Below are 12,715 nucleotides of genomic sequence, written 5' to 3'. Positions count from 1 at the left end.
CGCAATGTAGAATGAAGCACTCCGAATTTAATGTATTTGAGTCGACATTGAAACACTACAGTGAGAGTTTTGGAGGAAAGTGGACAAGCGGAGCGATCGCATTTAAAAAGTGGATTTCTCCCATTACATACAATCAATGAAATCCACTTTTAAGCGCGATGGGAACTTCCTTCAAAAACGGAACACCGCTTCATAGCTAAATCAAGCTTGTGGGAAAACAAACCCACAAGCCACTTCTTTTTTATGCGCAATGTAGAATGAAGCACTCCGAATTTAATGTATTTGAGTCGACATTGAAACACTACAGTGAGAGTTTTGGAGGAAAGTGGACAAGCGGAGCGGTCGCATTTAAAAAGTGGATTTCTCCCATTACAGATATTCAATGAAATCCACTTTTAAGCGCGATGGGAACTTCCTGCAAAACGGAACGATGCTTCAAAAATTCAAATACATTCCCCTCGGAGAGCTTCATTCCCTCCACCACAGGCATTAGCCAATTTATGAACCTATAGGGTAGTCGTCCATGATGCACGTGTACCGCAAGCATATATTTATATAGAAATCCATTTGGAATGGATAGACCTAGAAAATTCACAGAAGAAAAGGATGAATGACCTTGGAGAATGTAACGGAGCTGGAGCTTCATTCTGATCGTGATTATCTGGGGGGATATCAGCAGGGATATCGTATTGGAGGATGTCAGGCAATACTGCAACGCATCTCTAGGCCGTCATTTACGAAACGTAAAGCTCGCATCTTATATGTTACTCAGGGCTTTGAAGCCATTGATGGAGGCATTCATCAAGCACTACACACGATCGTAAGTGAATGTATTGTGACCTCACCTGAGTCTATGCTTATGGACGCAATTAATCATCGACCTGATTTAGTGCTAGTGATGAACGCCTTACACGTTTTCCCGGCAGATCATACTGCACAAATCGACCAGCTTAGAGCGATGGGGATATTAACCGCAGTTTGGTTTGTGGATGATCCTTATTTCTCCGAGTATACCTCTGGCCTAAGCTTACATTATGATCTTGTGTTCACACATGAAGAGCAATGTGTGGAGCAATATAAGCGGCTTGGCTGTAAAAGGGTTCACTACTTGCCGCTTGGCGTAAATCCTAACATGTTTAAACCTGTTGAAGTTGCTTCGGGTTATCAGTATGACGTTTGTTTTATTGGCAATGCATTTTGGAATCGTATTGAGCTGTTCCAGTCCTTAGCTCCTTTTTTGCAGGATAAGAAGGTATTCATTGCAGGAGGACATTGGGATCGACTTCAGGAGGGGAGTGAACTAGCTAAATTTGTTTCACATGGCTGGATTCCAGTAGAGGAAACTGTTCGTTACTATAATGGAGCTAAAATTGTCATTAACCTTCATCGCCCTACTGCCTTTGGGCAAGACAATCATAACGTAATGGAATGGCAAGGCGGTTCAATTAATCCTAGGACTTACGAAATTAATGCTTGTGGCACATGTCAACTTACAGATGTACGTGGAGATCTAAGTAAGTATTATACACCAGAATACGATATTGGCACTTTTGGAAGTGTAGAAGAGCTACAAAGCAAAATTACCTATTATTTGGAGCATGAGAATGAACGAGTAGAAATGGCATGGCGTTCTTTATGGACGACATATCAAAATCACACATATGTGAGCAGAGTTTCTTCTCTGCTGAGTATTGCACTATAGGAAATAACAACAGGATGAGGAGTGACAATATGTTGAATCAACAAGCGAATCCTATAATGAATCCTTATGTAAGTTATGGGATTAATGATCCAAGACGTACTGGATTTGACAAAGGATTGCAGGATGGTTTTGAAGAGGGATATTTAAGAGGGCGTGCTAATGAAATTATAAGCAGACCAAGAGAAGTGTTTCCCGTTCGTCCAGTTAAAGTGCTTTACATTAATTCAGGTAAGGGATTTCCATATTCCCCAATCGATGAGGCAATCATAGCTACACTTCATTCTATGGTAGCTGAAGTGACTGTCGTTGATCCTAGTGCCCCTCTCTTAGAATTAGCAAGCTCCACACGTCCTGATGTAGTCATTGCTCTAGATGGAATGGGGCTTCCACTTGATCAAGTAGATGGAATTCGGGCCTTAGGAATTCGCACAGCAGTTTGGTTAACAGACGATCCTTATTATACAGATGTTACCTTAGGCATGGCCGTTCATTTTGATCACATCTTTACATTAGAACGCAATTGCGTTGAGCTCTATCGCTCACAAGGCGCCAGTCAAGTTCATTACCTACCCTTTGCCGCCTACAATGCTCATTTCCACCCTACCATTTCACAATCTGCGGTTCGCCGCAACGTTAGCTTTATTGGTTCTGCGTATTGGAATCGTATCAGCTTTTTACAACCTGTTATTGGTAGTCTGATGGAAAAGGGAACTCACATTAACGGAATTTGGTGGGATCGTCTGCCTGAGTTTTCTCAATATCCAAATCAAATTGAAATCGGCAAGTGGATGGGACCAGAAGAGACATCCGAAGCCTATAGTGGAAGTAAAATTGTGCTTAATTTACACCGTTCTCCTTTTGATGAGTCTGTTAACCAAAATGGTCTCGGCATTGTTGGCGTATCGCCTAACCCGAGAACATTTGAGATCGCGGCTTGTGGTACACTGCAGCTTGTAGATGCCAGAGATGATTTAGCACAATTTTATACTCCAGGGCAAGAGATTGAAACCTTTAGTTCTCCAGAGGAACTGATGGATAAGGTTAATTTTTATTTGGCACACGAAAATGAGCGAAGAGAAATTGCACTTCGTGCATTGGAAAGAACTTATAACGAGCATACGTATGCACATCGCATAGATGAAATGCTTCGGGCTATATTTGGCTAAATGAGAGTGCAGGTGAATGTTCATGTCAGATAGGAAAAAGATGATCTTGTTCTCCCATGTATGTAACGCAAGAAATATGACAGGTGCAGAAAAACTGCTATTATTTCTTGCTAGAAAACTAAATGCCTATTTCGAATGTGTGCTGGTTGTTCCGCTGGAGGGAAAGCTTGCACAGATGGCGAGAGCCTCTGGAATACGCACAAAACAGCTCTATAACCCATTATTATACGAAATGTGTGCGCCATTCGAAGGCTTACAGGCGAAGGCGGAAATGCTTGCTTATAGTTTTGATGGCAAAGCAATATTATCGTTTTTGCAAGAGGAAAACTGTGACTATGTATTTGTGAATACGTGTGTTAATGTTGTGCCTGCTATGATGGCGAAGCACCTCGGTATCCCTGTCATATGGCATATTACGGAGACCGTGCCAGAGCAAGCATTTCGTCATTTAACAGTAGGCTTAGTACAGAAATATAGCGATCATATTGTAGGGATTTCGGAAGCGGTGTTGTCTCCATATCGAATGGGGACAGCACCATCCAAAGTAAGCTTGTTATACCCCTCTTGGGAGCAATACGAATATCATCCTGAACGATGGGACACTGCTCGAATTACCAAACGAAAAGAATGGGGAATTAAAGAGGGCCAGACGGTCATTGGTTATGTTTCTTCCTTTTTAATTGCACAGAAAGGTCCAGAGCATTTTATTGAAGCTGCAATAGAATTGAACAGAAAATATAAAAACCTAAAATTTATAGTTATTGGTGGCGAACTAGATCGGAAATTTTATCGTCAACTAAAACGGAAAATTAGAGAAGCGGAATGTGTTGGGAAATTTATTTTTATTGATTATGAAGACGCCATCGAAACAGCCTATTGCGGCATGGATATTGTCGTTGTACCTAGCTTGTTAAGTGAGGGCTTTGGGATGACGGCGATGGAAGCTATGATTGTGGGTAAACCTGTCGTGAGCTATGCAGCAGGGGGATTACGTGAAATTTTAGAAAATACCAGCTCTAGTGAATACTTGGTTGGAGTTGGAGATAAAAAGCAGCTACAGGCTAAAATATCAAGCTTAGTTGAAGCACCTAATATGGCAAAGGAAATCGGAAAAAGTAACCAAGAAAAGGTAAATCTTATTTTTGGCCCACAAAATTATGAACATCAATTACACGCTTTAGTTGCGACAATTTCAAATCTAAGTGGCGAAGCGATTCACTTAAATCAGGAAAAAATTAACAATATAGGCACACCGATCTCACCACCTACCTCTGTTGTAACAGAAGCAACCAAAACTATAACTCGTCGAAGATCCTCACCAAGCTCAGTTCGTACTAAAAAGTCAAAAATAACTCGTAGAAAAATCTCAAAAAAAGGAAGAAAACTTAAGGGGAAAGGAAGAAAAAGCCTAAACCGAAGCCTAAACCGAAGCAGTCGCAAGATTAAAAAAATAAAGCCAAACATTAAAAGAACTAAGAAGGTTATATCGAAGCGTCGCTCCAAAAAAAGAAAAAAATAGATGAGACATCGCGGTTAGAAATGGGGAGTGAGAACGTGAAAATCATGACAATACTGGGCACACGTCCTGAAATCATTCGATTAAGTCGTATTATTCCTTTACTGGATCAATACGCGGATGGGCATGTGCTTGTGCATACAGGTCAGAATTTTACGGAGAGCTTAAGCGATATTTTTTTCAAGGAGCTTGGGGTAAGATCACCTGATTATGTGCTGCAAGATAAGCAAGCTTCATTTGGGGGGCAAATTGCTGCGATGTTTACCCAAATGGAACAAATTTTGTGGAAGGAGCAGCCTGATCGTATTCTTCTGTTGGGCGATACCAATAGTGCACTTTGTGCTATTTTGGCTGAACGGATGGGGATTGAGGTTGTTCATATGGAAGCGGGGAATCGTTGCTTCGACTTAAATGTACCTGAGGAAAAAAACCGGAAAATTATTGATGCAATTTCTTCTATAAATATGCCATATACATCACAAAGCAAAAAGCATTTAGAGGCGGAGGGAATTCATTCTTCTCGGATTGTACTAACAGGAAATCCAATTTATGAGGTTATGCAGTTTTATGAGGAGCAAATTACAAGCCGGATGATTTTGGAGCAGCTTGGGTTAGAGGAACGTTCTTATTATCTTGTTACTGTACATCGCTCAGAAAATGTAGATCATCCACATTCCTTAGCAGAAATCATGAAGGGACTTAACCTGGTAGCAGAACAAAGTGGTCGTAGACTCATTTGCAGCATACATCCTCGCACTCGCTCCAAACTTGCTGACCATGAACAGCTCCAGATGCATCCACTTGTTGAATTTTATGAACCATTTGGCTTTTTTGACTTTGTGAAGCTAGAACGTCATGCCGAAATGACATTAAGCGATAGCGGTACTGTTCAGGAAGAATGCTGCATTATGCATGTGCCTACAGTGACAATTCGTAATACAACAGAACGACCGGAGACGGTAGATTGTGGCAGTAACATCGTATCTGGTATAGATGCAGCTAGTATTGCAAGAGCTTGCTTAGTGATGAGCAAAATGGACAAAAATTGGGAAGTACCCACAGGATACCTTACTGCAAATGTATCAGAGACGGTTGTCAAATTTTTGCTTGGAGGGAAACGGCATGTTTGAAAATAAAGTAATATTAGTAACCGGGGGAACGGGTTCATGGGGACATGAATTAGTAACACAATTACTACCTTTCAACCCAAAGAAGATCATTATTTATTCGCGTAATGAATCAACTCAAGTCGCAATGAGTCGCCAGTTTGAGGATGCTAGATTAAGCTTCTGCATTGGTGACATTCGTGATAAAGAGGCATTAACAGTAGCGTGCCAAGGCGTGGACTATGTATTTCATTTGGCTGCACTTAAGCATGTGCCTGTGTGCGAGGATCAGCCTTATGAAGCGTTAAAAACAAACGTAATTGGCACGCAACACGTTATTGAGGCTGCAATTGAAAATAACGTTAAAAAGGTCATTTATATTTCTACTGATAAAGCAGCAAATCCATCCAATTTTTATGGCATGACAAAGGCGATTGGCGAAAAACTAATTGTATATGCTAATTTGTTAGGCAGTAAAACCTCCTTTGTGACTGTTCGTGGGGGGAATGTGCTTGGTACGAATGGAAGTGTTGTTCATTTATTCCGCGATCAGATTCGTAAAAAAGGGGAAGTTTCCATTACGGATTACAACATGACACGCTTTTTCCTTACTTTACACGATGCAATCTCCTTATTATTTAAGGCAGCGATTGAAAGTATAGGGGGAGAAATCTTTGTCATGATGATGCCAACGTGCAAAATCGTAGATTTGGCAGAGGTGTTAATTGAGGATTCAGCAGTTGAAAATGTAAATATCGTGGAGCGTGGCATTCGTCCAGGGGAAAAAATACATGAAATATTGATGAGTGATTACGAAAGTATCACAACCGTTGTTTATGATGATCATTATTTAGTCATTTTACCAACGATTGATATTCCTAATCTTAAAGAGCATTATCAAAATCATCAAAAAGTAACCTTCACTAGCTTTAGCTCCCATCAGAACTTAATGAATAAATCAGAAATTAAAGATATTCTCCGACGTGGGGGGTTCTTATTATGAAACTGTTAATTCTGGGTGGGGGAGGTATGGCAGGTCATATGCTGGTGCAATATTTTCAGCAGCAAGGCCGTCATACTTGTTATTATACAACCCGGAATGAAGACGATTCGCACGGCTTGTTTTTAGATGTAGCTGATGCTGTGGCAACGGAAAAAGTAATTGATGCCGTTAGACCGGATGTTATCATCAATGCAATTGGGATTCTGAACCAGTTTGCGGCTATGAATATTCATGAAGCCTATTATATTAATGGACTCTTTCCACATTATGTAGAAAAGCTTGCGGATCGAATTCGGGCACGCCTTATCCATATTAGCTCTGATTGTGTATTTGAAGGAACAAAAGGAAGCTACACAGAGCTGGATGAACCTGATGGTATAAGTGTCTATGCTAAAACAAAGGCTTTAGGGGAAGTGAAGCAACGAGGACATCTTACCATTCGTACTTCAATTATTGGACCTGAGCTTAAAAATAATGGGATAGGGTTAATGCATTGGTTTATGAATGCTACAGGTGAGGTGTCTGGCTATCGCAACGTATTATGGAATGGCGTCACGACACTAGAGCTAGCGAAAGTCATCGATCAATTACTAAGCTCCTCCTTGTCCGGACTTATTCATCTTTGTCATCCAATTCCTATCAGTAAGCATGATTTGTTAGTTTTGTTTCAAAAAATATGGCAACGAGGCCATGTTACGATTACACCAAGTGATACACCTATTCTTGACCGTACACTTGTCTCAACACGCACAGATTGGAGCCATGACACACCATCGTATTTCGAAATGCTAAAGGAGTTGGAGGCATGGATGCGCAAAACTTCCTTAGCAGCAAAACGATATTAATTACAGGGGCCTCCGGTTTTACCGGAGGTCATGCGTGTAACTATTTTGCGGGTGAGCTAGGTATGCAGGTATTTGCACTAGTTCGCAAGCCTATAAATACGACGGGTATCCCCCAAAATATCCAATCCAATATTCATTATATTTTTTGTGATCTTGGAGATCTTGAAGGTCTACGTGCTTTAATGAAAGAAATAAAACCTAGATATGTATTACATCTAGGTGGTAAAAATTCTGTACCAGAGTCATGGGATAATCCGCTTATTTATATGCAGACCAATGTGCAATATACGTTCCATCTGCTGGATGCGTTAAGATCGATTCCTGAAAGTCGAGTGTTAGTGGCTGGCTCGTCGCTTTCGGGAGATTTAAGTCGTATTCATCAATCTGCTCATCCGTATGGACTTAGTAAAGGCTTGCAAAAGATGGCAGTGTTGTGTTGGCACCGTTGGTTCCAGCAAGATGTAGTTGTGGTAGAGCCAAGCAATTTAATTGGGCCTGGCCCCTCAACAGGTTTTTGCTCCTTACTAGGAAAATATATTGTGTCTTATGAGCAAGGCATAGAGGTACCGCCCTTTCAAATTTCCTCCCGCGGGGATGAACGTGACTTTTTAGATGTGCGTGATGCAGTGGCTGGATATGCATTTTTACTGTTACATGGAAAAAGTGGGGAAGAATATGGGGTCAGCTCAGGAAAAACGCGAACCTTAGAGGAAATTGCTAAGTTAATGCTGGGGATGACCGATTATCAGATTCCTATCTTTTGGGGAAATAAAGAGGGAACTAAAGCGGTTCAAAATTTCCCGCAGCCATCCTTTATTCGTAACTTAGGCTGGACGCCGCGTATCCCGTTAGCACAGTCTTTACAGGATATTATTGATGATTTCAGAACACGAGGAGGGGTAAAATGAATCCAACAGTAAGTGTGGTTATTCCGTTTTATAATTGCGCCTATGTGAATATAGCGATTGAAAGTGTACTAAATCAATCCTATAGTCCCGTTGAGATTATTGTTGTAGATGATGGCTCCACGAGAAATCAGCATTTAATCCAGCCCTATTTGCCGTATATTCATTATCTTGGGAAAGCCAATGGAGGCACTGCCTCAGCCCTTAATCACGGCATTCAATTTTCTTCAGGTCAATATATCGCTTGGCTAAGCTCTGATGATTTATTTTATAGAGATAAAATAGAGCATCAAGTTCGATTTATGATAGAGCAACATGCACATATTTCCCATACTAATTTCCATTATTTAAATTCCGAAGGACACATTACACAATATAACGTTTCACCAAACTATTCCGTAGCTCAATTTTACTCTATTTTCTTACAGGCGAATCCAGTGAATGGTTGTACGGTGATGTTTACGAGGGATGTCTTTAATCAAATTGGTTTATTTAATGAAGGCTTAAAATATACGCAAGATTTAGATTTTTGGTATCGGGTCTTATTAGCGGGCTTTCATATGCCATTTTTAGATGAACCGCTCACAGGGTATCGTTGGCATCATGAAATGGGAACGCTAGTGCATAATGCAGAGGTTTTAAGGGAATTGAATTTTTTACAGCAAAACAATCGTGAGGCGCTACTAAGGCTAATTAGCACATCAAACTATTAACATTAAATTGCTAAGGAGTCGCAGGATGGGAGGGAATCCTTATAAAAATTTTAATGGCGACCTATTGGTTGATTCCTCACGTTGGTGGAGTATGGAAATTCATGAATGATATTAAGCACTATCTCGAGGCGATGGGGCATGAGGTGGACATATTAGGAAATAGTTCGGATTATTCAAAGTTTATTATCTACAATAAAAAAGAGTTATCAAAAGAGCATTTAAAGCCCATGTTAGAAGCGAAGCTGGGAGCAAATGTAAGCTCAAAAATTAGTGTAGATCCTTTTATTGATTTTTATGAACGTGATCGCTATATGCTGGAGCTATCTGCTGCTTATTTTGGACTTGATGAGTATGACGTTATTCATGCACAGGACATTTTTTCAGCTAGATCACTTGCAAGAGTGAAACCCAAAAATAAGCCATTACTATCACATTTTCATGGTTCAGTTACTCAGGAATTCCATAATCATTTTAATTTAAATCCTGAATTAGGGATTAACCAGCAAAGTGATGCGTGGAAATATTTCCCTAGTCTTGAGTATTATGCTTCGTTATCCGCATATCCGGTCATTACGGCTAATCAATGGCAAAAAAATAAGCTTGTTCATGAGCTTCATGTTCCAGAAGAAAGAGTTCAAGTATTCCAGTATGGGTTAGACCAACAAAAATTTTGGAATGAAGCCTCACTTCCTTGTGAGATACAAAAGCCGGTTGGCAAAAAGGTAATCATCTGCCCTGCACGTCTTGTGTTTGTGAAAGGAATTGATGTATTAATTTCAGCATTAGGTTTATTAAAGGCACAACGTCAGGATTGGGTTTGCTGGATTGTGGGTGATGGAAATAAAAGAGAGGACCTTGAGCAGCAGGTTGTTAACTTAGGTTTGCAAAATGACGTGTTATTTTTGGGGGAACGACAGGATGTGCCTGCTATGCTAATGAAGTCTGATATATTTGTGCATTCTTGTTTACAGGATAATCAACCTTTTTCTGTTATGGAAGCGCAGATGGCAGGTTTAGCAGTTTGCGTTTCCTCGGCAGGTGGGCTGCCAGAGATGGTGGAGCATGGCGTAACTGGCTTAGTGTCACCGGTACAGGATTTTGTTACATTATCTCAACACCTACATTTACTACTAGCGCAAGATGAACTTAGAGCTGCCATAGGCAACAATGCGAAGGTATGGGCACAAGAGCATTGGTCTATGGAGAACATGATTCATCGGTTATTAAACGTCTATTCTAGTCTCATAAATGTATAGTAGAGGAGATAAGAATATGGAGGGTCCGTTCGTTATTTGTGATTTGTATAATCGAATTTTCAGCTCACAAATTTCTACACCAGAATTACAGGTAGATTACATGGTATGGAATCAAATTTTTTCCTCATTACCAGATCATTATCAATTGCCAGATCATGAAGTTTTAAACATAACAAAGCAATAAAGCAAGGGACTGCTCTCGAAAAGATAACTTTTGGAGGCAGTCCCCTTTAGCACTCTTTTTTAGTTTTATTCATCCAATAAATAAATTTCACTTAATAGCTGAGTCCACCAATGATCATTACTTCGCCAAATGTCGAATTCCGGGAAATGAAAATGACAAACTTTATTTAATTCGCAAGCCACTTCCGTTGGTTGGTCTACAGGAGCATGGTTTATTAACAAAATACTAAAGTCATTTACAACTAGATTAGAGAGCGTTTCCTGCAAAGCAGCGACATCCTCCATTGACCCACCGACACGTACAAACAATATTTTATGGCTAGTCATCATCTTTTCAAGAAAACGGTGAATTCTTCGATCATATTTTACTTTAACCTCAGGATAGCTGGCCAAATGAGTTGATGAGTTTTTATGCGTATAAAAATCATGATTGGAAAAAATGTTGTAACAGTTCTCTTTCACTAAATATAATTTATCACTTGCCTTATTTTCCACACTAAGATGCTCCAGATCCATAAATCCTTTAAAGCGATTTTGGATTAACCGATTGACATCCTTTAACTCATAAGACGCCATCCAATCTATGGGTCCAGCATAAGGACGTAAACCATTTTTCTCTAATTGAATGGAAGTAAGACAAAGCTCACCTAAGCTAAATATTGCATCGTAGGTACCTTTCAGCTCAGACCAATTCATACAATCAACTCCTTTCTCATTCCATACTATAGTAAATGCTAGTTTTTAAGATTTGGTATGGATAATTGGTCGCATCGATCTTAAAAATGGGTAGGTATAATGGTTGGATGTGCCCTTACACTACACGCCTATGTGCATATTATGTTATATGTCAGAATTTGATGAGGGAGGTACGACATGTCTATTTTTCAGATTGAAACGGTGGAGGATCCTAGCTGCCTGTATGCCCCTTATATCGAAAGTATAGATGTAGAGCTAATGAATATAGGAATGTCAACGTATGAAGCACTAATTATGGTTGTGGGACCCGGGGGAGTATTTTATCAGGGATTATACGGTTTACCATCAGGAGTACCAATTAATATCCAAGGAATCAGAACAGGATATATATTTTTTAAATTAATGGTGATTACAAATACAAATAATTATTATGAAACTGTAATCAATTTAAGGTGCCGTAATCAAGGGCAATTGTTAGCTGTGTATACACAGGAGCAGATGCAAAGAGACTATTGAGACCTGGGGGTGCAGGTGTGAACGTACTATTCGTTTTTTTTGTTCCAAGTGGAGGTGTAGATACATTAAATCGAAATCGTTGCCTTGGGTTACGCAGATATGGAATTAAGGCAGAGTGTTTGTATTACAATTGGGGAGCGGGAGTTCAAAATTATGGCGATATCCCAGTCTATATTTCTAACGATGATAATGAAATTAAAAATATTCTTGAAAAAGGAAAATATGACTTTATTGTAGCAACAACAGATCATTACTGCTTTGAACGCTTCCGTAAATTAGGATATACGGGCAAATTTATTCTTGAGATCCAAGGTTATGGCTCTAAGGAAATTGCACAAGAGCAGTTAAGGAATGCAAGCTCAACCATTAATACGCATGCAGCTGCACTACTGAATCCCAATACGCCACATATCACTGAAATTTTCAATGAATTATATCCGAACATTCCTAAGTTTTCCTTTAACAATTGCTTTGACAGCTCTTCTTTTACTTACCATGTGTTAGAGAAGCCTAGCAATCCAATTATGGCTTGGGTAGGTAGATTGGAAGACAATAAAAATTGGAGAGAGTTTATTTTGATTGCATATATGCTAAAAAAAGATCATTTTCCCAACTTAGTGTTATGGATGTATGAAGATGCAAATCTAGCGATGCCAGGGGAAAGAGATGCACTAATGAACATGGTCTATAGTCTTAATCTACATCCTTCGCTTCATATTTTCTCGAATGTTCCTAATCTGGAAATGCAATACTATTATTCTATGATTGGGGACTCAGGTGGATTGGTGTGTCTGACGTCTAAGGTTGAGGGAGGGCCGCTGTCAGTGTTAGAGGCAATGAGTTGTCTTTGTCCTGTCATGACTTCTAGTTCTGATGGAATTTCCTCCTCAGTTATTCACAATGTAACAGGTAAAGTATATCCGTTAGGGCAAGTAGCTACAGCTGTAAAAGAGGCAAGTCAATTGATTGGTGATTATGAATATAGAAATTGTATCAGGGTAAATGCACATCAACACGTGTGCCATGCATTTAATGTAGATAAGTATTGCAAGCTTTTTATTCATATGCTTAATACGCTTTAACCAAATTTTATTTTTATTGGGGGAAT

14 protein-coding genes are annotated in these 12,715 nt (G+C 39.7%); 12 read left to right on the top strand and 2 right to left on the bottom strand.

Features of this window, described 5'->3' with window-relative positions; translation table 11 throughout:
* Window positions 1-379: 379 nt before the first annotated feature.
* Window positions 380-646, bottom strand: a complete 267-nt coding sequence (locus J2Z32_RS08580; RefSeq protein WP_210088752.1) for a hypothetical protein — start codon at window positions 644-646, stop codon at window positions 380-382.
* Here J2Z32_RS08580 and J2Z32_RS08575 point away from each other — a divergent pair.
* From J2Z32_RS08575 to J2Z32_RS08530, 10 genes are read left to right on the top strand one after another with little or no spacing between them, the layout of a single operon-like run.
* Window positions 617-1,702, top strand: coding sequence for a CgeB family protein (locus tag J2Z32_RS08575; RefSeq protein ID WP_425342987.1), 1,086 nt, complete (start codon window positions 617-619; stop codon window positions 1,700-1,702). The two genes, J2Z32_RS08580 and J2Z32_RS08575, sit on opposite strands and share 30 nt — an antisense overlap.
* Before the next feature lie 56 nt (window positions 1,703-1,758).
* Window positions 1,759-2,868: a CgeB family protein gene (locus tag J2Z32_RS08570; RefSeq protein ID WP_210088751.1), complete on the top strand. Its 1,110-nt coding sequence runs from the start codon at window positions 1,759-1,761 to the stop codon at window positions 2,866-2,868.
* A gap of 22 nt (window positions 2,869-2,890) precedes the next feature.
* The gene (locus J2Z32_RS08565; protein ID WP_210088737.1) at window positions 2,891-4,387 is read left to right on the top strand and encodes a glycosyltransferase family 4 protein; all 1,497 of its coding nucleotides are present in this window, start codon (window positions 2,891-2,893) and stop codon (window positions 4,385-4,387) included.
* A gap of 35 nt (window positions 4,388-4,422) precedes the next feature.
* Window positions 4,423-5,514, top strand: a complete 1,092-nt coding sequence (gene wecB / locus J2Z32_RS08560) for a non-hydrolyzing UDP-N-acetylglucosamine 2-epimerase (protein ID WP_210088736.1) — start codon at window positions 4,423-4,425, stop codon at window positions 5,512-5,514.
* Window positions 5,507-6,493: a polysaccharide biosynthesis protein gene (locus J2Z32_RS08555; protein WP_210088735.1), complete on the top strand. Its 987-nt coding sequence runs from the start codon at window positions 5,507-5,509 to the stop codon at window positions 6,491-6,493. Before wecB ends, J2Z32_RS08555 begins: the two co-directional genes overlap by 8 nt.
* The gene (locus J2Z32_RS08550; protein ID WP_210088734.1) at window positions 6,490-7,338 is read left to right on the top strand and encodes a dTDP-4-dehydrorhamnose reductase family protein; all 849 of its coding nucleotides are present in this window, start codon (window positions 6,490-6,492) and stop codon (window positions 7,336-7,338) included. The genes J2Z32_RS08555 and J2Z32_RS08550 overlap by 4 nt, the downstream gene beginning before the upstream one ends.
* Window positions 7,299-8,246 carry an NAD-dependent epimerase/dehydratase family protein gene (locus J2Z32_RS08545; protein WP_210088733.1) on the top strand — a complete coding sequence of 316 codons (948 nt, stop codon included), beginning with the start codon at window positions 7,299-7,301 and terminating at the stop codon, window positions 8,244-8,246. The genes J2Z32_RS08550 and J2Z32_RS08545 overlap by 40 nt, the downstream gene beginning before the upstream one ends.
* Window positions 8,243-8,956: a glycosyltransferase gene (locus J2Z32_RS08540; RefSeq protein WP_210088732.1), complete on the top strand. Its 714-nt coding sequence runs from the start codon at window positions 8,243-8,245 to the stop codon at window positions 8,954-8,956. Before J2Z32_RS08545 ends, J2Z32_RS08540 begins: the two co-directional genes overlap by 4 nt.
* 53 nt (window positions 8,957-9,009) lie before the next feature.
* A complete protein-coding gene (locus J2Z32_RS08535; RefSeq protein WP_280921117.1) occupies window positions 9,010-10,212 on the top strand; it encodes a glycosyltransferase family 4 protein in 1,203 nt (400 codons plus the stop codon).
* A 16-nt stretch (window positions 10,213-10,228) separates the two neighbouring features.
* Complete coding sequence (locus tag J2Z32_RS08530) at window positions 10,229-10,396, top strand: hypothetical protein (protein ID WP_210088731.1); 168 nt, start codon at window positions 10,229-10,231, stop codon at window positions 10,394-10,396.
* 65 nt (window positions 10,397-10,461) lie between these two features.
* Here J2Z32_RS08530 and J2Z32_RS08525 read toward each other — a convergent pair whose 3' ends face one another.
* Window positions 10,462-11,091 (bottom strand): DUF1796 family putative cysteine peptidase, encoded by a 630-nt coding sequence (locus J2Z32_RS08525; protein ID WP_210088730.1) that lies wholly within the window; start codon window positions 11,089-11,091, stop codon window positions 10,462-10,464.
* A gap of 177 nt (window positions 11,092-11,268) precedes the next feature.
* Here J2Z32_RS08525 and J2Z32_RS08520 point away from each other — a divergent pair, with 177 nt between their 5' ends.
* Together J2Z32_RS08520 and J2Z32_RS08515 are read left to right on the top strand one after the other, a co-directional pair.
* On the top strand, window positions 11,269-11,607 hold the full coding sequence (locus J2Z32_RS08520; RefSeq protein WP_210088729.1) for a hypothetical protein: 339 nt from the start codon (window positions 11,269-11,271) through the stop codon (window positions 11,605-11,607).
* Window positions 11,608-11,624: 17 nt separating this feature from the next.
* The gene (locus J2Z32_RS08515; RefSeq protein WP_210088728.1) at window positions 11,625-12,689 is read left to right on the top strand and encodes a glycosyltransferase; all 1,065 of its coding nucleotides are present in this window, start codon (window positions 11,625-11,627) and stop codon (window positions 12,687-12,689) included.
* The last annotated feature ends 26 nt before the right edge of the window (window positions 12,690-12,715 follow it).

The organism is Paenibacillus turicensis (genome assembly GCF_017873435.1).
Taxonomy (GTDB): Bacteria; Bacillota; Bacilli; order Paenibacillales; family Paenibacillaceae; genus Fontibacillus; species Fontibacillus turicensis.
The sequence above is the reverse complement of the archived record's forward strand: the minus strand, read 5'-3'. Positions and strand labels throughout refer to the sequence as shown.